General features: G+C 71.4%; 19 protein-coding genes and 1 pseudogene. 14 read left to right on the top strand and 6 right to left on the bottom strand.

The window, feature by feature from the left end:
* A pseudogene (locus D471_RS40125) lies at positions 1 to 820 on the top strand (FAD-binding protein); the annotation flags it as partial.
* 51 nt (positions 821 to 871) lie between these two features.
* On the opposite strand, the gene D471_RS0111190 reads toward D471_RS40125, so the two are convergent.
* A complete protein-coding gene (locus tag D471_RS0111190) occupies positions 872 to 1,495 on the bottom strand; it encodes a TetR/AcrR family transcriptional regulator (RefSeq protein ID WP_040689213.1) in 624 nt (207 codons plus the stop codon).
* A gap of 201 nt (positions 1,496 to 1,696) precedes the next feature.
* On the opposite strand from D471_RS0111190, the gene D471_RS0111185 reads away from it, so the two are divergent.
* The 6 genes from D471_RS0111185 to D471_RS0111160 all read left to right on the top strand — a co-directional run bounded on the left by D471_RS0111185 (position 1,697) and on the right by D471_RS0111160 (position 7,728).
* Positions 1,697 to 2,644: a PDR/VanB family oxidoreductase gene (locus D471_RS0111185; protein ID WP_017598703.1), complete on the top strand. Its 948-nt coding sequence runs from the start codon at positions 1,697 to 1,699 to the stop codon at positions 2,642 to 2,644.
* 52 nt (positions 2,645 to 2,696) lie between these two features.
* On the top strand, positions 2,697 to 3,917 hold the full coding sequence (locus tag D471_RS0111180) for a cytochrome P450 (protein ID WP_017598702.1): 1,221 nt from the start codon (positions 2,697 to 2,699) through the stop codon (positions 3,915 to 3,917).
* An 86-nt stretch (positions 3,918 to 4,003) separates the two neighbouring features.
* A complete protein-coding gene (locus D471_RS0111175) occupies positions 4,004 to 5,644 on the top strand; it encodes an MFS transporter (protein ID WP_338045331.1) in 1,641 nt (546 codons plus the stop codon).
* On the top strand, positions 5,641 to 6,939 hold the full coding sequence (locus D471_RS0111170) for an aminotransferase family protein (RefSeq protein ID WP_017598700.1): 1,299 nt from the start codon (positions 5,641 to 5,643) through the stop codon (positions 6,937 to 6,939). The genes D471_RS0111175 and D471_RS0111170 overlap by 4 nt, the downstream gene beginning before the upstream one ends.
* Positions 6,940 to 7,021: 82 nt before the next feature.
* Positions 7,022 to 7,315 (top strand): DUF1905 domain-containing protein, encoded by a 294-nt coding sequence (locus D471_RS0111165; protein ID WP_017598699.1) that lies wholly within the window; start codon positions 7,022 to 7,024, stop codon positions 7,313 to 7,315.
* Between the two features lie 29 nt (positions 7,316 to 7,344).
* Complete coding sequence (locus D471_RS0111160) at positions 7,345 to 7,728, top strand: VOC family protein (protein WP_017598698.1); 384 nt, start codon at positions 7,345 to 7,347, stop codon at positions 7,726 to 7,728.
* A 105-nt stretch (positions 7,729 to 7,833) separates the two neighbouring features.
* Here D471_RS0111160 and D471_RS0111155 read toward each other — a convergent pair whose 3' ends face one another.
* Together D471_RS0111155 and D471_RS41295 are read right to left on the bottom strand one after the other, a co-directional pair.
* Positions 7,834 to 8,736 (bottom strand): alpha/beta fold hydrolase, encoded by a 903-nt coding sequence (locus tag D471_RS0111155; protein WP_206538934.1) that lies wholly within the window; start codon positions 8,734 to 8,736, stop codon positions 7,834 to 7,836.
* A gap of 28 nt (positions 8,737 to 8,764) precedes the next feature.
* Positions 8,765 to 9,091, bottom strand: coding sequence for a cytochrome P450 (locus tag D471_RS41295; protein WP_241479600.1), 327 nt, complete (start codon positions 9,089 to 9,091; stop codon positions 8,765 to 8,767).
* A gap of 1,221 nt (positions 9,092 to 10,312) precedes the next feature.
* On the opposite strand from D471_RS41295, the gene D471_RS37620 reads away from it, so the two are divergent.
* Together D471_RS37620 and D471_RS0111135 are read left to right on the top strand one after the other, a co-directional pair.
* Positions 10,313 to 10,762 carry a VOC family protein gene (locus D471_RS37620; RefSeq protein WP_017598696.1) on the top strand — a complete coding sequence of 150 codons (450 nt, stop codon included), beginning with the start codon at positions 10,313 to 10,315 and terminating at the stop codon, positions 10,760 to 10,762.
* Between the two features lie 55 nt (positions 10,763 to 10,817).
* Positions 10,818 to 11,579 (top strand): SDR family NAD(P)-dependent oxidoreductase, encoded by a 762-nt coding sequence (locus D471_RS0111135; protein WP_017598695.1) that lies wholly within the window; start codon positions 10,818 to 10,820, stop codon positions 11,577 to 11,579.
* A gap of 88 nt (positions 11,580 to 11,667) precedes the next feature.
* Here the strand turns inward: D471_RS0111135 and D471_RS0111130 are convergent, their stop codons facing one another.
* Positions 11,668 to 12,831, bottom strand: coding sequence for an epoxide hydrolase family protein (locus D471_RS0111130; RefSeq protein WP_017598694.1), 1,164 nt, complete (start codon positions 12,829 to 12,831; stop codon positions 11,668 to 11,670).
* A gap of 1,243 nt (positions 12,832 to 14,074) precedes the next feature.
* Here D471_RS0111130 and D471_RS41290 point away from each other — a divergent pair.
* On the top strand, positions 14,075 to 14,461 hold the full coding sequence (locus D471_RS41290; RefSeq protein ID WP_206538932.1) for a hypothetical protein: 387 nt from the start codon (positions 14,075 to 14,077) through the stop codon (positions 14,459 to 14,461).
* Positions 14,462 to 14,486: 25 nt separating this feature from the next.
* Complete coding sequence (locus D471_RS0111120; protein WP_017598693.1) at positions 14,487 to 15,497, top strand: methyltransferase; 1,011 nt, start codon at positions 14,487 to 14,489, stop codon at positions 15,495 to 15,497.
* Positions 15,498 to 15,578: 81 nt separating this feature from the next.
* Here the strand turns inward: D471_RS0111120 and D471_RS0111115 are convergent, their stop codons facing one another.
* Positions 15,579 to 16,007, bottom strand: a complete 429-nt coding sequence (locus D471_RS0111115; protein ID WP_017598692.1) for an SgcJ/EcaC family oxidoreductase — start codon at positions 16,005 to 16,007, stop codon at positions 15,579 to 15,581.
* 207 nt (positions 16,008 to 16,214) lie between these two features.
* Between D471_RS0111115 and D471_RS0111110 the strand changes: the two genes are divergently transcribed.
* From D471_RS0111110 to dapF, 3 genes are all read left to right on the top strand, one after another.
* Positions 16,215 to 18,116 carry an FG-GAP repeat domain-containing protein gene (locus D471_RS0111110; RefSeq protein WP_017598691.1) on the top strand — a complete coding sequence of 634 codons (1,902 nt, stop codon included), beginning with the start codon at positions 16,215 to 16,217 and terminating at the stop codon, positions 18,114 to 18,116.
* The gene (locus tag D471_RS33855; RefSeq protein ID WP_017598690.1) at positions 18,113 to 19,111 is read left to right on the top strand and encodes a hypothetical protein; all 999 of its coding nucleotides are present in this window, start codon (positions 18,113 to 18,115) and stop codon (positions 19,109 to 19,111) included. Before D471_RS0111110 ends, D471_RS33855 begins: the two co-directional genes overlap by 4 nt.
* Before the next feature lie 98 nt (positions 19,112 to 19,209).
* A complete protein-coding gene (gene dapF / locus D471_RS0111100; RefSeq protein WP_017598689.1) occupies positions 19,210 to 20,034 on the top strand; it encodes a diaminopimelate epimerase in 825 nt (274 codons plus the stop codon).
* A 143-nt stretch (positions 20,035 to 20,177) separates the two neighbouring features.
* Here dapF and D471_RS0111095 read toward each other — a convergent pair.
* On the bottom strand, positions 20,178 to 21,217 hold a 1,040-nt coding region (locus tag D471_RS0111095), incomplete at its 5' end, for an FAD-binding oxidoreductase (RefSeq protein ID WP_017598688.1).

Raw genomic sequence — 21,217 nt, 5'->3', positions numbered from 1 at the left:
GAGCCACCGGTACGGCTACGTCGCCGACCACGTCGCGGAGCTCGAGGTCGTCACCCCGGACGGGCGCGTGGTCGTCTGCTCGCCCGACCGGGCCCCCGACCTCTTCGACGCCGTGCGCGGGACCCAGGGAAGGTACGGCACCATCACGCGTGCCACGGTCGGGCTGGTCCGGGCCGGGAGCACGGTGCGTCGCCACCGGTTCGTGTACTCGGAGCTCGGTGCGTTCCTCGCGGACCAGAGGAGGATCGCGTTCGACGGTCGGTTCGACCACGTGGAGGGCCGGCTCACCCTGGACCGGGCGGGGGTGTGGACCCACACCCTGGACGCCGCGGTGGTCGGGGGCGGCGACGGCGCTCCGGGCGGTCGTGTCCCGCTCGACGGGTCGCGGTGCCGGCGCGGCCCCGAGACGTGGTCCACGGCCCACGGCGACTTCCTCCACCGGTACGCGCCGCTCGTGGCGCAGGCCCGTCGGCTCGGGGGTTGGGAGCGGGACCCGCATCCGCGCTACAACGTCCTGCTGCCGGGGGCGGTCGCCGGGGCGGTCATCGCCGAGACCCTGGAGGGTCTGACCGCCGACGGCCTCGGCGCGGGCGGCAGCGTCCTCGTCCTGAGCCTGCCGACCGAGCGTCTGCGTGCCCCGGGCCTGCCCGGTGTGCGCGACCCCCTCACCGTGCTCCTCGGGGTGCAGCGCACCGCGCCGCGCGACGACCCGGCCGTCCTGGACCGCATGCGGCGCTTCAACGACGCTCTGCGGGCGCGGGCGCGCGGGGCGGGTGGGGTCGACTACGCGGGCGGTGCCCCTCCGGCCCCGACCGGGTGACCGTTTCCCTCCGGGCGGCGGCCCGGAGGGAAGGCCCCCGAACGCCGGGTGCTAGGCGGTGAGCGAGTCGACGACCTGGACGACCACGTGGTGCCCGAGCGCGTCCATGGTGGCGCGGTCGTGGCCCCGCAGCGGCCCCCGGGTGGCCAGGTCCGCGAAACCGTGGACGGAGGACCAGCAGACCCACTCCGCGTTCGGTCGCCGTTCGGGTTTCAGCGCGCCCGCGGTGACCATGTCGTCGAGGGCCTGGAGCAGCAGCCGGAAAGGCGGGGGGACGCGCTCCTCGACCGGTTCCCGCCCCGACGCGGAGTCGTCGGTGAGGATGGCCAGTTCGAACCAACCGGGCTCGGACAGGGCGAACCGGATGTAGCCCAGCCCCACCCCGCGGAGGTTGTGCACGGCCCGGTCGACGGGGTCGGCGTCGGTCGCGTCGGTGTCCATGTGGTCGAGCATCGACCGGGCGAGCTTGTCCTGGGCCCGCTCGGCGATGGCGAGCACGAGCGTCTCACGGTCGGCGAAGTGGCGGTAGGCGGCGTTGGGCGTCACCCCGACGGCGCGGGTGACCACGCGAAGCCCCAACGCGTCCGCCCCGCCCTCGCGCGCGAGTTCCAGGCCGGCGTCGATCAGCGCCGTCCGCAGGTCCCCGTGGTGATAGGGGCGCTCGCCTCTGGCCATCGTCCAGGTCACCTCCACACCCAGTATACAGCGTGAACTTTGCTGGTGGCGTGCGTGGCGGGCCGATGGGAGCGTTTCCCGAGGCCATACCGCAGCCACGAAGAAGACAGCCCGGCGGCCGCGGTGGAAGCGTGACGTCGGACCGGTCATTCGGGTGGGGCCCGTCCGAACGGCCGCGCGAGAGCGTCGAGGAGGTGGGACATGCCGGCACACGGGCTGACCCTGCGTGTGGTGTCCAAGGAACCGGCGGCGGAGGGGGTGGTCGCCCTCGTCCTCGAACACGAGGACCGAGCCCGGCTGAGGGACTGGACCCCCGGAGCGCACATCGACCTCGTGTTGCCCGACGGCACCGTCCGCCCGTACTCCCTGTGCGGGGACCGCTGGGACCCCTACCGGTACCGGATCGCCGTCCTGCGTGAGCCCGACGGCAGGGGCGGTTCGGCCTACGTCCACGACCGGCTCCGAGTCGGGGACGCGGTCGGTGTCGGCGGGCCGCGCAACAACTTCCCCATGGTGCCCTCGGAGCACTACCTGTTCCTCGCCGGGGGCATCGGGATCACCCCGCTGCTGCCCATGATCCACCAGGCGGACCTGGTCGGAGCGGACTGGCGCCTGGTGTACGGCGGGCGCCGCCGCGCGTCGATGGCCTTCCTCGACGAACTCGCCCGTCACGGCGACCGCGTCGACGTCGTCCCGGAGGACGAGAGGGGCCGCCCCGACCTCGGGCACTGGCTGGGAGAACCGCGCGCGGGCCTGCGGGTCTACTGCTGCGGTCCCGCCGGAATGATCCGGGCCGTGGAACGGGCGTGCGGGCCCTGGCCCGCCCCGACCCTGCGCACCGAGCGCTTCACCGCCCGGGCCCCGAAGGCGGCGGTACAGGACACGCCCTTCGAGCTGGTCCTGGCGCGCACGGGCAGGCGGGTGACCGTCGCACCGTCCCAGACGGTGGTGGACGCCCTGCGGTCGGTCGGCGTGGACCGGCTGACGTCGTGCGAGTCGGGCACCTGCGGGACGTGCGAGGCGACCGTGGTCTCCGGCGAGGTGGACCACCGCGACTCCCTGTTCTCCGAGGAGGAGCGCCGGACCGGGGACCGCATGCTCCCGTGCGTCTCCCGCTCGTTCGGCGACCGGCTTGTCCTGGACATCTGAGACGACCGACCCGGCCGGCCCAGTGTCCGGCCCGCCAGGGAGGAGACCCACCGTGACCCGGATCCGCGCCGAGGAGGCACCGCCGACCCTCGGGACCGACCCCTTCGCCCCCGACGTGCTCGAGGACCCGCACCCGTTCGAGTCGACGCTGCGCGAGGCGGGGCCCCTGGTGTACCTCAGTGCCCACGACGTCTACGGGATGGCCAGGTACGAGCAGGTGTACGAGGCCCTGCGCGACTGGCAGGGCCTGGAGTCCGGAGCCGGGGTCGGCCTGTCGAACTTCCGCGTCGTGCGGCCCTGGCGCGCGCGCAGCGTCCTGTTGGAGGCGGATCCCCCCTGGCACGACGCGCCCCGCCGCGTCCTGGCCGACCTGCTCGGTCCCCGTACCCAGCGGAGTCTGCGCGCGCGCTGGACGGACCAGGCCGCCGAGCTGGTCGACCGCCTGCTGCCGAAGGGGGCCGTCGTCGAGTTCGACGCGGTCTCCCGCCTGGCGGAGGCGTTCCCGCTGCGGGTGGTCCCCGACGCGCTCGGCATCCCCGAGGCGGGCCGGGAGAACATGCTGCCCTTCAGCGACTTCCTGCTCAACGCCTTCGGCCCGCGCAACGACCTGGTCCGGGCGCAGGCGCACCGGGCCAGGGAACTGTCCGAGTGGGTGGACGCCCACTGCGCCCGGGAGGTCCTCGCCGAGGGCGGATTCGGCGCGCGGATCTGGGCGGCCGCTGACCGGGGCGACATCACTCCGGAGCAGGCGCCGCTGGTGGTGCGCTCGCTCTTCGCCGCCGGTGTCAACAGCACCGTGCACGCGCTCGCCTCCCTGCTGTACGCGCTCGCGACCCATCCCGTGCAGTGGGACCGTCTGCGCGCCGAACCGGACCTGGTGCGCGTGGCGTTCGACGAGTCCGTGCGCTGGGCCTCGCCCGTGCAGACGTTCTTCCGGACGGCCACGCGCGGTGTCCGGATCGGCGGTCACGTGATCCCCGGCGGCTCGAAGGTGCTGCTGTTCCTCGGCGCCGCCAACCGCGACCCGCGCCGTTGGACCGATCCCGACGCGTTCGATCTGGGCCGCGACCCGTCCGGCCACCTCGGTTTCGGGTTCGGCCTGCACCAGTGCGTGGGCCAGAACCTCGCGCGCCTGGAGGCGGAGTGCCTGCTCCGGGCGCTGGTGGACCGGGTGGAGACGATCGGGATCGCCGGTACCCCGCGCCGCCGCCCCAACAACACCCTGCGCGCGTGGGAGTCGGTGCCGGTGCGCGTGCGCACGTCCCGTGCATGAGAAACCGGTGGACTTCGAACATGTGATTGCTTCGTCGAACAGCTAGGTATACGCTGTGAACATCCGAAAAGGGGGAGCGGCCAGAAGTGTGTCGAGCCCATGGCTCGACTAATACAAGGCGCATTTCGGGCATTTCTGGAACAGGCGACGAACAAGGGAGTAATCGCGTGGTAACGGCAGATCCGCAGCAGGGATCGTCGAGAGACGGCGATCCACGACAGCAGGCGGACCCCCGGCGATGGTGGATCCTCGCCCTCCTGTCGAGTCTGCAACTCATGATCCTGTTGGACATGACCGTCGTTAACGTCGCCCTCCCGAGGATTCAGGAGGGACTCGGCTTCTCACCCTCGGGTCTGACCTGGGTCGTCAACGGATACGTCCTCGCGGCGGGCGGCCTGCTGATGCTGGGCGGCCGCATGGCCGACTTCTTCGGCCGCCGACGCGTCCTGCTCATCGGTGTGGTCGTCTTCGGCCTCGCCTCGGCCCTGTCGGGCGCCGCGACCGCCCCGTGGATGATGATCGTCGGCCGCTTCGGTCAGGGGACCGCCGAGGCGCTCGTCGCCCCCGCCTCCCTCGCCCTGATCGCCCTGCTGTTCACCGACCCCAAGGAGCGCACCAAGGCGTTGGGACTGTGGGGCGGGCTCGCCGGGATCGGCGGCGCGCTCGGCTACGTCCTCTCCGGCGTCCTGACCGACCTCGCCTCCTGGCGTTGGATCTTCTTCATCAACCTGCCCGTCGCCCTCGTCGTCCTGTTCCTGGTCCCCCGCTTCGTCGCGGAGAGCCGGATGACGCGGGGCAAGGACGACAGCCTCGACCTCGTCGGCGCGGCGACCCTGACCCTGGGACTGGTCGGCGTGGTCTACGGGCTCCTCCAGGCCGCCGAGCGCTCCTGGGGCTCGGTCCAGGTGCTGGCGCCCCTCGTGGTCGGCGCCGCCCTGCTGGTGCTGATGGTGGTGGTCGAGCGCAGGTCGCGCAACCCCCTCATCCCGCTCGACTTCTTCGCCAACCGGACGAGGTCGACCATCAACCTCGTCTCCCTGCTCTTCATGGCGGCGTTCATCTCCTACACGTTCATGATGAGCCTGTTCAACCAGCAGATCCTGGGACTCTCCCCGCTGATGGCCGGTCTGGCCTGGCTCCCGCTGACCGTCGGCATCCCGGTCGGCCTCGGGGTGAGCACCGCGCTGGTCCCGCGCCTGGGCGTCAAGGTGGTGGCCGCGCTCGGCTACGCCGGAGCCGGGGGAGGCCTGATCCTGACGAGCATGGTCACCCCGGACAGCTCCTACTTCCTGGGCGTCGTACCGGGGATGCTGGTCTTCGGACTGTTCGCCGGGCTCAGCATGCCGGCCTCGCTCAACGCCGCGCTGCACGGGGTCACCGGCCAGGACTCCGGTCTGGCCTCCGGGGTGCTCACCACTATGCAGCAGGTCGGCAGCGCGACCGGTGTGGCCGTCCTGGTGACCCTCGCGATCCGCCACGCCGAGACCGCGATCGAGGCCGGCGCCTCCGCTCCGGTGGCGGCGGCCCAGGGATACTCGCTCGCCTTCCTCGTCGGGGGCGTCCTCATGATCATCGGGGGGCTCGTCATCCTCGCCCTGTTCGAGAGGGTCGACACCGAACTGAGCGACCCCATGGTGGCGAGGGCGGCGGCGTACGAGTCCGCCGGGGACGAGCCGGGTGGGCCCGGCGGGTCCGCGGAGCCGAGCGCGCGGGAGGGTTCGTCGTGACCGAGGCCCTGGGGACCGATCCGTCCACGGCGACGGCGGCGGACCGGGAGGCCCTGCTCGCCCTCGACGCGGAACACCTGTGGCACCCCTGGTCGCCGACCCGCGTCAACCCGGACACCGTCGTGGCCGTCGCCGGCCAGGGGTGCGAGGTCGAGGACGCCGACGGTCGCCGCTACCTCGACGCCAAGTCCTCGGGGTTCAACGCGACCCTGGGCTACGGGTGCCGCGAGGTGGTCGACGCGGTCGGCGCGCAGCTGTCCCGGTTGATGACCTACGACCTGGGCGAGGGCTCCACCGCCCCGGCGGTGCGACTGGCACGGCGCATCGCGGAGCTGGCCGACCCACCGCTGACCCGCACCTTCTTCTGCAACAGCGGTTCGGAGGGCGTCGAGGCGGCGATCCGCATCGTGCGCTTCTACCACGCCGCCCTGGGGCGTCCGGAGCGGAGCACGGTCGTCTCGCTGCGCGGCGCCTACCACGGTTCGACCCTGGGAGCCGCCGCGTGCGCCCCCGCCCCGTCGCCCGTCTCCGATGAGGTGGGGCCGCCCGGCTTCGCGTCCGTACCCGGACCGGAGGGCGACGGCGGGCCGGAGGGCGTGGCACCGCTACGCGCCCACCTGGAGGCCCACGGGGACCGCACCGCGGCCGTGCTGATCGAACCGGTGCAGGCGCGCGGCGTGCGCGTGCTGCCCGACGACTACCTCCGGGCGGTGCGCGAGCTGTGCGACCGCCACGGCGTCCTACTGGTTCTGGACGAGGTGACCACGGGGTTCGGCCGGACCGGGGAGATGTTCGGCCACCAGCACTCGGGGGTCCGCCCGGACGTGCTCGTGACCGGCAAGGGCCTGACCGCCGGATACATGTCCCTGGCGGCCGTCACCACCACCGAGCACGTCTTCGGCGTCTTCGACCGGAACAAGGCCAGGGCCGGGTTCGTCCACGGCCACACCCACTCCGGGCACGCCGCCGCGTGCGCGGCCGGACTCGCGGTCCTGGACGTCCTGGAGGAGCGGCGGCTGGTGTCCAACGCCCGTGAACGCGGCGCGCAGCTGCTCGCGGAACTGGAGGGGGCCAGGTCGGCGACGTCGGTCCTCGACGTCAGGGGGCGGGGACTGCTGGTCGCCGTCGAGATGGACGACCCCCGCCGGGCCTCGGCCGTGCGCCGGGCCATGCGGGAGGCCGGCGTCCTGGCCAGGCGCACCGGGGCGAGCATCGTCCTGGCGCCACCGCTGATCGTCACGGCCGCCGAGACGGAGCGGATATCGACGGCACTGACGACCGCCGTGCGCTCATAGGACACACCCTGTGCCGGGCCGCCCGCCCACGGGCGGTCCGACACGGCACGGCGGCACGAATCCACGGAACAAGGGAGGCGACATGCCCGCGGAACCACGACCCGCGCAGGAGATCGACAACACCTTCACCCAGAAGATCATCAAGGAGGACAACAGCGGCTGGGCCTGCGTGATCGTCCCCGACTCGGGAGAGTTCTTCGGGACGAGGAAGGCCGTCAAGGTGGCGGGAACCATGGACGACCAGGAGTTCCAGGCCACCATGCTCCCCATGGGCGACGGCACCCACATGCTTCCCGTCAAGGCCGCCCTGCGCAAGAAACTCGGCAAGGACCTCGGTGACGAGATCACCGTCCGTCTGCGCCAACGCCTCAGCTGACCCGCCACGAAAGGAACAGGAGACCGAGCATGGCCGACAACGACGCCGCCGAGAACGTCGAGAACCCCACGCCCGCCACCCCGGGATGGTTCGACATCTCCACCCCGGACTCCGCCCGGACCAAGGAGTTCTACCGGGAGATGTTCGGCTGGCAGATCAACTCCCTGGACGAGACCTACGCCCTGGTGAGCTCCGACGGCGGGGCGCCCGCCGGGGGCATCGGCCAGGCGGGGCCCGACAGCCCCTACCGGGGGTTCGTCGCCTTCTTCCCGGTGGAGGACGTGGAGACCGCCCTGGCCCGGGCGGAGAAGCTCGGCGGGACCACGGCGCTGGCTCCCACGGGCACGCCCGACGGGCGCATCGCCGCCTTCACCGACCCGGACGGCAACACCATCGGCCTCATGAGTCCGTGACCGCACGGGACTGACCGGATCTGTCCCCGGGCCCCGCCACGACCCCGGTCGTGACGGGGCCCGGGTGCGTTCCCCGCGGGGAACGCACCCGGGCCTGACGGGCGGTCACCGGGAGAAGAACTCCATCAGGTGCGGCGCCCCCGCCTTCTGGTCGAAGAGGTGGTCGTAGCCCTCCATCGTCAGGAGCTCCGAGTCCGGGACCTCCTCCGCGATGCGGGCGCAGGCGTCGTGGATCACCTTCTGGCCGTCGTCACCGCGCATCACCAGCGTGGGGACCGGGATCCTGCGGAGCTCCTCCAGGGGGACCTCCAGGTGGTCCCGGTTGATCAGGGCGTCGTAGTAGGTGGACTTGATCATCGTCTGGAACGCGCTCCAGGCCGGGTGGCTCCGGAAGTGGACGATCGACTCGTCGTCGACGAAGCCGACGACGTCCCTGGCGAAGAGCGTGACCGCCTCCTCCGCCCGGCCCTCGGCGATGAACCTCCTCAGATCGGCGAGTTGCTCCTCGGTGGTGGCGGTGGACCAGTAGGGCGGTTCGTACAGGCCCAGCCGGACCATCGGGACCCCGTTCGCCGCGGCGACGATGGCCACCATCCCACCGGTGCAGTTCGCGAAGACGTGGCTCGGCTCGCCCACGACCTCCAGCACCGCCGCCAGGTCCTCGACCTCGCGCTGGATCGTCCACGTGTCGGGGTCGCCCCACTCGCTGTCGCCGCGCCCGCGCCGGTCGTAGTTGTAGACCGTGAAGCGCTCCGACATGATCGTCGCCAGCGGGGTGAACATGGCCCTGTCGTTGAGCCCGCCGCCCACCACCACGACCGGCGGGCCGCTCCCGAACTTGGTGTAGGCGATCGAGGTGCCGTCGGCGGACCGCACCCGCTCCAGGGGGAGGTCACCCATGTCCGCGTAGTCGTCGTCGAGGTCGCCGAGGATGCCCCCGCCAGCCTCGTCGGGGCTCACGTCCTCGGTGTCGGGTGGAGTGCCGTCGCCGCGCACTGCCTCTGGCATCGTGTGACCCTTCGTGTTCGCCGCTGACCTAGGCCTTGCGCTCGGGGGCGCCGTACGGGTGGACGGGGATGGTCGCGTGGCCGTTGACCACGAAGCTGCCCTGGCCGACCAGCTCGTCGCGCTCGATCGCGAGCTCGATGTCGGGGAAGCGTTCGAACAGGGTGGGGATACCGCTCATCCACGCGCTCTTGGCCAGACGGGAGCCGAGGCAGAAGTGCACGCCGTGCCCGAAGGACAGGTGGGTCTTCTCCTCGCGGAGCGCGTCGAAGTCGTCGGCCGTCTCACCGTGCACGGCCGGGTCACGGCCGACACCGGCGAAGTCGATGAGGATGACGTCGCCCTTGGCGATCTTCACCCCGCCNNGTTCTCCCCCCCGCCGATCTCCACGTCGTCGGTGGCGAACCGGAACGGCAGGTGGGCCACCGGGGACTCCACCCGGAGCGTCTCCTCGAAGACGTCCTCCCAGGAGATCTCGCCCGCCTTGACCTTGGCCAGCAGCTCGCGGTTGCACATCAGCTCCACCGAGGCGTGGGCCAGGGCGTTGACCAGGGTCTCGGAACCGGCGCCGAGCAGCAGGTGCAGGGTGCCGATCATCTCGCTGTCGCTCAGGCGCGACCCGTCCTCGTCCATGGCGGCGATCATCCCGGTGGTCAGGTCGTCACCGGGGTTCTCACGCTTGTACTGGACGAGTTCGGAGATGGCGATCTGCCACTGTTCGAGGTTGTTCTCGGCGACTTCGGCGGAGATCCGCGTGTCGATGTTCTTGTGGCCGCCCTCCAGGACCTTCTCGCGTCGGTCCTCGGGCACGCCGAACAGGTCGCACATCAGCCGGGTGGGCAGTTCCATGTGGAAGTGGCCCTTGAGGTCGATGGGCTCACCGGAATAGTTGGCCTCCAGCTTGTCGAGGAGTTCGGTGACCGTCGCCTCGATATAGGGCTTCATGGAATCCACACGGCGCTGCGTGAACGCCTTCAGGAGCAGCTTCCGCAGGCGGGCGTGGTCGGCGCCGTCCTGGGTGGCCATGGTGTCCATGGCGGCCCAGGTGATCAGCGGCCAACCGTTGGAGATCTTCCCGTTGATGTAGTCGGGCCAGTTGCGGCGCGGGTTCTTGGAGAACAGTTCCTGGTTCCCCATCATCTCCCTGGCGATCGCGTAGTCGTGGACCGACCAGGCGAGAACTCCGTCGGGCAGTTCGACACGGGCGATCGGCCCCTGTTCCCGCAGCTGCTTCGTCTCTCCGTGCGTGTCGGTTCCCTGGGGGTCGAGGGTGTAGGGGCACACGGCTTCGGACATGGAAAATGACCTCCAACGGAGTGTGTCATCAGGTGGATTCCCGGCGTGGCCGGTGTCGCTTCTCGATTTCGGCTGTCTTCACGGCACCGAACGCGGGTCCGGTGGAAACGCATCCGATGGTTCAGACTAACTTTCGAAAAAAGCGGGTGCCTTCTCCCCGTTTGCTGTTCCCCCTGATCGTTCAGAGGCGTTCTCGTCGTGCTTTTCGGCACGCGGGAAGAAGCGTCTCCGCGTCCGGCCGTCGTACTTTCGAGGCTCCGACGCTTTAGAGGAGGTCCTGACCATGGAAATCGTCCTGACTCAGCCGAACGGACCGGTCGCCCAGACCCCGCAGGGACTCGCCGCGCTGCACCACGTCGGCGTCTCGGTGACCGACCTGGAACGCAGTGTCCGCTGGTACGAGGAGAAGCTCGGCATGGTCCAGTGGATGAGCGAGCGCTTCGAGGGCGGGCGAACGGCGGGTCTGATGCGGCCGGGCACGCACGTCTATCTCGGGATCACCGAGCACGAGGCCAACGCGGAGGAGGGTTTCGGTCCCCAGCGCACCGGCCTGGACCACCTGACCTTCGCCGCCGCCAGCCTCCAGGAGCTCCGTGAGTGGCGTGAGCACCTGGTCGCGCTGAAGGTGGAGTGCAGCGAGATCCGCGAGTACACGGAGCCGCTCCCCTTCGCGCTCTTCACCTTCACCGACCCCGACGGCGTCGCGCTGGAGATCATGCACATCGCCGCCTGACCGGAACCGACCCTCCCCTCCGTCCCGGGTGGCGGCGCCTCAGTTTGGAGTGACCATGTCCACAGCACCCCTGGCCGTCGTGACCGGAGCCTCCTCCGGCATCGGCGCGGAGTACACCCGTGCCCTGTACCGGCGCGGTTACCGTGTCCTGGCCGTGGCGCGCAGAGCCGACCGACTCGCGAAACTGGAAGCCGACTCGGGAGGCCTGGTGGTCCCGGAGATCCGGGACGTGACCGCCGAGGGCTCCGCCCGCGCCGTGGCCGACCGCGCGGAGGAGCTCGGCGGCGCCGACCTGCTCGTCTGCAACGCCGGCCGCGGTGTCCACGGGAGCTTCGTGGGGACCGACCGCGCGGACACGCTGGCGATGCTCGACCTCAACGTGATGTCCACGGTGGAGCTGACCTCCTACGTCGTGCCCCGCATGGTCGAGCGGGGGAGGGGAGGGGTCGTCGTGGTGGCCTCCAACCTCGGGTTCGTCCCGACGCCCTACATGGCCGCCTACAGCGCGAGCAAGGCCTTCCTGCTGTCGTTCGCCCAGTCCCTGGCCACGGAGCTGCGGGGGACCGGTGTCAGGGCCATGGCCCTGTGTCCCGGGCCCACGGTCACGGAATTCAGCGACGTCGCCGGTCTCGGCGACAAGGTGGAGAAGACCCCGGGCCACACCACCTCCGCGGAGGTGGTGTCCGGAGCACTGCGCGCGTGGGACGCGGGTCGCACGGTCGCCGTGCCCGGCACCGTCACCCGTCTGATGACCACCGCGCTGGACCTCGCGCCCCGCGCGGTCTCCCGGAGGATCATGGAGCGGATCTTCCGCTGACCGACCCGCCCCGCCANCTCGCCCCCGGGGCGGGCCACCGCGTGCGTCAGGTGGAGCGGGCGCCACCGGCCTCCGCGGCCGGCACGCCTCAGGCCGACCTCACCGCCCGGAGGAACGCCCGCAGGTCGTCGACGAACAGGTCCGGCGCCTCGAGCGGGGCGAAGTGCCCGCCCCGGTCGTGCTCGCTCCAGTGGACCAGGGCCGGGAACTCGCGCTCGGCCAGGGACCGGATGGGCTGTGCCAGGTCGTGGGGGTAGACGGCCACACCGAACGGGCCGGGGACCGGCGGGAGGGGAGGGGGCGGCGTCGCCGCGGTGGGCATCCCCGCCGCGTTGTCGTAATAGATGTAGGCGGAGGAGATCGCGGTCCTGGTCAGCCAGTACAGCGTGACGTCGGCCAGGAGCGCGTTCCGGTCGATCGCCTCCTCAGGCAGGTCGCGGGCCCCGCTCCACTCCTGGAACTTCTCGGCGGTCCACGCCAACTGCCCGACCGGTGAGTCGGTCATGCCGAAGCCCACCGAGCGCGGGCGGGTCGACAGGAGCTTCATGTAGCCCGACCCCCGGTCCGCGAACACGCCCAGGCGCTCCAGCCTCGCCAGGTCGGAAGGCGGCAGGTCCGCCAACGCTGCGGGATCGTCCGGGGGCGGGGTGAACAGGAAGTTCACGTGGGTGCCGAGGACGTGGTCACTGTCCTGGAGGCCGAGCAGCCGGGCGACGGTGGCGCCGATGTCGCCCCCCTGGGCGATGTAGCCGTCGTAACCCAGGGAGGACATGAGCTGGGCCCAGGCCTCGGCCACCCGCGGCAGCGTCCAACCGTGCTCCGTGAGCGGACCGGAGAAGCCGAACCCCGGGAGCGAGGGGAGGACCACGTGGAAGGCGGTCGACGGGTCGCCCCCGTGGGACCGGGGGTCCGACAGGGGGCCCACGACGTCGAGGAAGTCCAGGAACGACCCCGGCCACCCGTGGGTGATCAGCAGGGGGACCGCGTCGGGCTCGGGGGAGCGGGCGTGCAGGAAGTGGATGGGGGCGCCGTCGATCGTGGTGACGAATTGCGGGAAGGCGTTGACGCGCTTCTCCACCGCGCGCCAGGAGAAGTCGTCGCGCCAGGAGGCGGCCAGCTCCCGGAGGTAGGGGAGGGGCACTCCGCTGTCCCATCCGGCCGTTCCGGCCTGCTCGGGCCACCTGGTGGAGGAGAGCCGTGTGCGGAGGTCGTCCAGTTCCTCCTGGGGGAAGTCAACTCGAAACGAGCGCATCAGTCCTCATTTCACGCCTAGTCCGGGTGCTGGCGAACCGAACGAGAAAACGACGGTCCCCGTCCGTTGGTCGCCTGGCGAAGGTACCGGTCAGAAAGTCGTGGTTGTAGCCCCCGGAGCGAAGTGAGCACCTTTGAAGAAGCGTGAATTCTGGAGTCCCTCAAGCAATGCGTGAGAAGAATTTCCGTGGTCGCGGGACTAGCGTTTCCCCCAGCTGTCCAGACCGAAAGGGAAGGCACACGTCCATGGGAACCAGGAGCCTCGGCCACGCCGTCGTGCTCGGCGGCAGTATGGGTGGTCTGCTCGCGGCACGTGTCCTCTCCGACACGTACGAGCGCGTCACCGTCATCGAGCGCGACACCCTCAGCCAGGTGGGTCGCGAACCCCGCACGGCCGTTCCCTGGGCCGTGCACATCCACGCCCTGCTGGAGCGCGGCCGGCGGATCCTGGAGGAGCTGTTCCCCGGCTTCCTCGACGACCTCGTCGAGCTCGGAGTGCCGGTGGGCGACTACGGGACCACCTGCCACTACTACTTCAACGGCCGGATGCTCGCCGAGGTGGAGACGGGCATGTCCTGCGTCGGCGCCAACCGGCCCGTGATCGAGGAGCGCGTCCGCGCCCGGGTCACGGCCCTGCCCGGGGTCGTCCTGCGGGAGAACACCGACATCGTCGGCCTGCGGTCCACCCCCGACCGGACGCGGATCGACGGCGTACGGGTCCAGGAGCGGGGCGCGGACGGCAAGGGCGGCCCCGGTGACGAGGAGGTCATCGAGGCGGACCTGGTCGTGGACGCCACCGGCCGCGGTTCACGTTCACCCCGCTGGCTGGAGGAGTTCGGCTACGGCCGCGTCCCGGAGGAGAAGGTCCACATCGACCTCACCTACACGACCATGGACTTCGTGGGGCCGCTGCCGAACGACCCGCTCGGCGACGACATCGCCCTGGTCCCCACCGCCACGCCCGACAACCCGCGCGGCGCCATCTTCGCCCGCCTGGCCGACCGCTACGCGCTCACTCTGAACGGGATCCGGGGCGATCGGGCCCCGACCGACCGCGAGGGCTTCCTCGCCTTCGCCAAGTCCCTGTCGATCCCGCAGATCTACGAGGCGGTCCGCGACGCGGAACAGCNNNNCGCTCCCCCGCCAGTGTCCGGCGGCGCTACGAGCGGCTCCGGGGCCTGCCCTCGGGTTACCTGGTCCTCGGTGACGCGGCCTGCGTCTTCAACCCCGTCTACGCCCAGGGCATGACCGTCGCCGCGATGGGCGCGGACGTTCTGGCCCGCCACCTGGAGCGGGGGAGGGAGCCCGACCCGCGGGCCTTCTTCCGCGACCTGGCCAAGGTGACCGACGCCCCGTGGAGCATGTCCGCAGCGGCCGACCTGGGCTATTCCGGCGTGCGCGGGCGGCGCACGATCGCGACCCACATGGCCAACCGCTACGTCACCAGGGTCCAGGCCGCGGCCGCCACGGACCCCGAGGTGGCCCGGGGCTTCATCCGCGCCATCTCCCTGGTCGATCCGCCCCAGAAGCTCATGGGCCCCTCGATCATGGGCCGCGTGCTCATGGGCGGACGGCCGGGCGGCCCGGCCGGCGGACCCGTGCGGCCCACGGACCGAGGGCTGACGCGTTGAGGCGCCGTCCGAGCGGGGAGAGCTCATGAGCGAGAACGGAGCGCGGCGTCCGGGGCTGAGGGCGCTGGCCGACCTGGCCACGCCCATGGCCGTGCGGGTGGCGGCCACCCTGCGCCTGGCGGACCGGGTCGAACAGGGGCTGTGCACGGCGCCCCTCCTGGCCGAGGCCACCGGGACGCACCCGGACGCGCTGGAGCGCCTCCTCCGGCACCTGGTCACGGTCGGCCTGTTCACCGAGAAGCCCAGGGGGAACTTCGCGCTGACCGAGTACGGGCGGCAGCTGTGCGAGGGGCACGAGGGCGGCCGACGGCAGTGGCTGGACACCACCACCGCGGTCGGCCGGGGCGACCTCAGCCTCGTCGACCTGGAACACAGCGTCCGCACCGGTGAGGCGGCCTACCACGTGCGCCACGGGGTCCCCTTCTGGGACGACCTCAGCGCGGACCCGCGGTTGTCGGCCTCCTTCGACGCGCTCATGGGCCACCACGTCGGATACGACGGAGGGGCCGTCGTGGACGCCTACGACTGGGGCGCCCTCGGGCACGTCGTCGACGTCGGGGGCGGAAGCGGGGCCCTGCTGTGCGCCCTGCTGAAGGCGCACCCGCGGCTGGAGGGGACGCTCGTCGACCTCCAAGGGCCCGCGTCCGCCGCCCGGCGGTCGTTCCGGAACGAGGGCCTGTCCGACCGGGCGCGCGCCGTGGTCGGCAGCTTCTTCGACCCCCTGCCCGCCGGAGCCGGAGGGTATGTGCTGTCCTCGATCCTGCACGACTGGGCCGACGATCCCGCGGCGCAGATCCTGGGCCGGTGCGCGGAGGCCGCCGGGAGCGGCGGAACCGTCCTGGTCGTCGAGGCGGTCGGCGCCGACGGGGAGTCGCCGAGCACGGCGATGGACCTGCGGATGCTGGTCTACAGCGGCGGCAGGGAGCGGGGCCTGTCCGACCTGGGAGGACTCGCGGAACGGGCCGGTCTCTCGCTGCGCGCCGTCCACCCGGCCGGATACATCTCCGTGGTCGAGCTGGCCGTCGAGGGGGACTGACCGCCCGGCGCGGCCGGACACCGCGCACACACGACACGGAAAGGACGGTGTGCCCCGCCGCGCGGGGCACACCGTCTGAGTTCACGCGGCGTCGCGGGGTCCGTTCTGGTACGCGGCGAGCCGCCAGCCGTCCCCGGTCCGCACGGCCACCCACGTGGCCCGGACGGCGCGCGCGTCGGAGACCTCCTCCTCACCCGGCGCCATGACCCCGCCCTGGGTCACCAGGACCGCGGCGTCGGCGCCCAGGGCCCTCGCCCTGACGGGCGCGCCCGTCACCCGGGTGCCCTTGAACGGGCCGGCGAAGGCCTGGGCCATGAAGCCGTGGACCTCCTCGCGTCCGCTGCACAGGACCCCGGGCAGGACCATGGTGCACTCCTCGGCGAACACCTCGGAGAACGCCTTCGCGTCCTGGTCGGCCCAGGCCGCGATGATACGGCTCGGGAGTCCGGCGACGTGCGCGGAATCCTCCGCGGAAAGGCCCGGGATGATCATGGAGTCAGTGGTGGCCATGTGGTCTCCCTTGTTTTGTCGGAAGGCATTTCATGGCCATCTTCAATGGAAAGGGAGTTCGGTCACGTCCTCTGGATTGCGAATTATTTCCGCTCTTTTCGGGGTGTCGCAAGAATGGATATGGAAGGTGCCGTGGAGGCTCGGTGAACCTGAAGAGCGTCCCCAACTCGACGGGTGGCCGGGCCACCCGCCTCCAAGGAGCACCGAATGCGGCTGATGTACCGCGTGGCGACGGTCGCGCTGGCCCTGGTGACGGTGGGTGCCCTCGGGGCCCTCACCATCCGTCCGTCCGCGAGCGAGCAGGAGCGCGCGGAACGGGCGGCGACCTTCGCCTTCGAGACACTCGCCCTGAACTCCGAACCCGACGACGCGCGCCACGAACGTGACGTGGCGCCCGACCTGGACCACTTCCGTGGATGGATCTCCTCGGTCGGCGCGGGCGGCGCCCTGCTCGACCTGCGGGGCCTGGGCACGTCCTCGGACGCCTGCCTGGTCGATCCACGAGACGACAGCGTCACCCTGCGCAACGCACCGGGGAGCGGAGCGGCCGACTACCCGGTGGTGGAGCTGCTGCCCGACGGCCTTCCCTACGACCACACCATGGCCCCCATGGGCTGCGTCCCCGCCGACATGGATGAGGACGGCGACCAGGACATCATCGTCTACTACTGGGGGCGTTCCCCGGTCCTGTTCCTGAACACGGGAACCCCGGAGGCGGCCCCGACCGCGGAGGACTTCACCGCCCACGAGTTCGTGACGCCGACGCAGGTCTGGAACACGACCGCGCTCAACGTCGCCGACGTCGACGGTGACGGCGCGCTCGACGTCCTCGTCGGCAACTACTTCCCGGACGGCGCCCGGGTCCTGGACCCGGAGGCGGACGACGAGACCCGCATGGAGATGCAGCAGAGCATGGGGTTGGCCACCAACGCCGGCCGCAACCACGTCCTGCTCACCGAGCCGACCGGCGAGGCCGACACCCCGCCGACCGTCACCGACGCGACCGCCGCTCTCCCGGAACGGGTGATGACCGCCTGGACCCTGGCGATCGGCTTCCAGGACCTGTCCGGCAACGGCCTGCCCGACATCTACCTGGGCAACGACTTCGGCAACGACAACCTCCTGGTCAACACCTCCACCCCCGGTGACGTGCGGCTGGAGCTGGTCGAGGGCGAACGCGACCTGACCACCCCCAAGTCACAGGTCATGGGGAACGGGTCGTTCAAGGGCATGGGGATCACGTTCACCTACGTGGACGGCCAGGACCTGCCCATGATGGTCGTCAGCAACATCACCAGCCCCTACGCGCTCCACGAGAGCAACTTCGCCTTCGTCCCCGACGGGGAGGGGGCCGATCTCCTGGACGGCTCCGTGCCCTTCGACGAGGCCAGCGAGGAACTGGGCCTGGCGCGCAGCGGATGGTCCTGGGACGTCAAGGCGGGCGACTTCGACAACGACGGCACCGATGAGTTGTTCCAGGCCACGGGCTTCCTCCGGGGCGAGAACACGCGCTGGCCGGAGCTGCAGGAGATCGCGATGGGCAACGACCAACTGCTCAAGTACCCCTGGGTCTGGCCCACCTTCGCCGAGGGCGACGACCTGTCCGGCCACGAGTCCAACCCCTTCTGGGTACGCGGCGGGAACGGGCGCTACGACGACCTGGCCGAACCGCTGGGGATCGCCGAGGACGACGTCACCCGCGCCTTCTCCTTCGGCGACGTCAACGGTGACGGGCTCCTGGACGCGATGGTCGCCAACCAGTGGCAGGACTCGCGCCTGCTGCTGAACACCGCGCCCGACGCCGCGCCCGGGGTCGTGCTCCGCCTGGTGCGCCCGGGGGCCGCGGACGGCGCGCCGACCCCCGCGATCGGCGCCTCGGTCGTCGTGGACGAGGAGGGGCACCCCCCGCAGATCCGTCAGCTCTTCCCGGCCAACGGCCACGTGGGGGCCTCGGACTCCATCGTCCACCTCGCGGCGCCGGAGGGCGACCTGCCGGTCACCCTCTCCTGGCGGGACGGCCGCGGCGGCACGCACACCGCCGACCTGGTGGTCGAGCCCGGAACCCAGACGATCCTCCTCAACGACGACGGAACGGCGGTTGTCCGATGACTGTCACCAGATCCGACGGCGGTCCGGCCACCGGTACCCCCGGGGAGCCGCCAGCGACCCCCACCACCTCCGAGCCGACACCGAAACCGCCGGTGGACAGGCGCCTGAAGGCGCTGCGCATGTTCGCCACCTCCATCACCGTGTTCAACATCGTGGGGCACCTGTTCCTGGGCTTCGAGCAGTCGCCCGTGACGCCCATCGTCGCCCTGTTGTTCGGTTACACGCTCGACCTCGTCCTGGAGACCCTGGACGCGCGGTTCTCGAACCGGGCGCCCGGGTACGCGGGCGGGTTCGGCAAGCTGGTCGACTACCTGCTGCCGACCCACATCGCGGCGCTGGCCTGCGCGATGCTCCTGTGGGGCAACACCTCGCTGTGGCCGTACCTGTTCGCCGTGTCCATCGCGGTGGGCAACAAGTACCTCCTGCGCATTCCCGTCAACGGACGCAGGCGGCACTTCCTCAACCCCTCCAACCTCGGGATCGCGGTGACGCTGCTGCTCTTCCCGTGGGTGGGGATCGCCCCGCCGTACCACTTCACGAACGACGCCTTCGGCGCCGTGGACTGGCTGATCCCGCTCGGGATCCTCATGGCCGGGACCATGCTCAACGTCAACCTCACCAAGCGGTGGCCGCTGATCCTCGCCTGGGTGGGGGGCTTCGCCCTCCAGGCCGTACTGCGGTGGCTGTTCCTCGACCACATGCTGGTGGCGGCGCTGGCTCCGCTGACCGGGGTGGCCTTCATCCTGTTCACCAACTACATGATCACCGACCCCGGGACGACGCCGAACAAGCCGCGCAACCAGATGGTCTTCGGTCTGACCACGGCCATGGTGTACGGCGTTCTGGTCAGCATGCACGTCGTCTTCGGGCTCTTCTTCGCCCTCGTCATCACCTGTCTCCTGCGGGGCGTGATCCTGGTGTGCGCTCCCTGGTTCTCCCGCCCGACCGCCCCGGCCACCGCCGACGAACGCTCCGGTGGCACGGCTCCGTCGTAGGGGACCCCCTCTGATCCGGGCGCCGTCCGCCGGCTCGCACGAGAGCCGGAAGCCGGACGGCGCCCGCTACGGGCGGCATCCACGGAACACGCCCTAGGATGGTCGGCATGCGATTCGCCAAGGGCCACGGAACAGAGAACGACTTCGTGATCCTCCCCGACCCCGACGGGGAGCTCGACCTCACGGAGGAGACCGTCCGTCTGCTGTGCGACCGCCGGGCGGGCATCGGCGGTGACGGCGTCCTGCGCGTGGTGCGCACGCGCGCCCTCGGCGAACCCCTCGCCCCGGCGGCCCGTACCGCCGAGCGGTGCGAGTGGTTCATGGACTACCGCAACTCCGACGGCACCGTCGCCGAGATGTGCGGCAACGGTGTGCGGGTGTTCGCGCGCTACCTGCTGCACACCGGACTCCTCGACCGCGACCGTTTCGAGGTGGGTACCCGCGACGGGGCCAAGGAGGTGTGGATCGAGCCCGACGGCGGCGTCACCATAGACATGGGCAGGGTCGAGCGGCAGGGGACCTCCTCGGCCAAGCTCGCCGGGGGGGTCGTACACGGGGCGCAGATCTCCGTCGGCAACCCGCACCTGGCGTGCGAGGTCGACGGCCCGGTCTCTGGGATCGACCTGAGCCTGGCGCCGGAACTGGATGCAGAGGCCTTCCCACAGGGCGCCAACGTGGAGGTGTACACCGAGGTCGCGCCGGGTGTTCTGGAGATGCGCGTGTACGAGCGCGGCTCGGGGGAGACCCGCTCGTGCGGCACGGGGATCGTCGCCACCGCGACCGCCGCCACCCCGGAGGGGGAGGGCGCCACGTGGACCGTGCGGGTTCTCGGAGGCGAGTGCACCGTGTTCCTCGACGCCGACGGCGCCCGCCTGAGCGGCCCGGCCGCCATCGTGGCCGAAGGGGAGACCTCCCTGGTCTGATCCGGCGCGTGCCGGGACCAGAGCGGGCGCACGACGAAACGTCTTTCCTGGTGGGCCCCCATTCTCATCGGATCACGGATCCGCGGTGGCGGCACCGCCTCCGCCGGATCCTGTGGACGAGGGGCGGGCGCGTCCGCCCCGGCTCAGATCCCTCCGACGAACCGCCCCGGCGCCAGCTGGCGGTCGGGGTCCAGGGCGTCCTTGACCGAGCGCATCAGCGCCAGCCCCGGGACCTCGCCCCAGAGGTCGACCCCGGCCGCGTGCACGTGCGGTTCGGCACGTAGGAGCGTCAGCGACCAGCCAGGACGGCATCGCACCCCCTCGGCGACCTCCGCGACCGCCGCGGCGTCGGTCGCCGGGGGGAAGACGGCGTGGAGCGCCCCGCTGGGCGCCGAGCCCCGCACGAGTACCTCCGTTCCGGCGGTACCGGCCAGTTCGCGGATCCGTGCCGCGGCGGCGACCGACTCCGCGGGGGGACACGACACGAGGGCGAGCGTCCCCCGCTCGGGAACCAACCCCCACCCTTCCGGGAGCCGTTCCGCGACGACCGTGTCCCCGCCCAGCGCGTCGCGGACCTCGCTGACCCGGGCGGCCATCCCCTCGGTCATCCCCTCCAGGACCACGTGCAAGGACGGGGGGCCCTCCGAGGGCCAGTCCAGGGCCACGGCGGAGGGGGCCACCGCCCGCGCGCGCAACGCCGTCACCGCGCGCTCCCCGCGGGCCGGGGAGGGGACAGCCGTCGACACCACCCGGAGGGAGGGCGGAGCCGGGTGCAGACGGAAGGTCACCGACGTGATCAGGCCCAGCGTTCCCAGGGCGCCCGTGTGCAGTTTGGCCAGGTCGTACCCGGCCACGTTCTTCACGACCCGGCCCCCGGTGCGCGTGACCACACCGTCGGCGCGGACCACGGTCATACCGATCACCAGGTCCCGCAGCGCCCCGTACAGCAGACGGCGCGGACCGCACACCCCCGTGGCGACCATCCCGCCCACCGTTCCGCCGGAGCGGACGGGGTCGGCCGACAGCCGCTGCCCGGCCTCCGCCAGCACGTCCGCCAGTTCCGCCAGGGGTGTCCCGGCGCCGACGGTCACCACCAGGTCGTCGGCGTTGTGCTCGATCCAGGTCAGAGCGGTGGTGTCCACGAGCAGGTCCGCCGAGCGCGGCGGTCCGCCCCAGTCCAGGG

The sequence above is a fragment of the Nocardiopsis lucentensis DSM 44048 genome (genome assembly GCF_000341125.1).
GTDB classification, from domain to species: domain Bacteria; phylum Actinomycetota; class Actinomycetes; order Streptosporangiales; family Streptosporangiaceae; genus Nocardiopsis; species Nocardiopsis lucentensis.
This window is presented reverse-complemented; position numbering and strand designations above follow the sequence as displayed.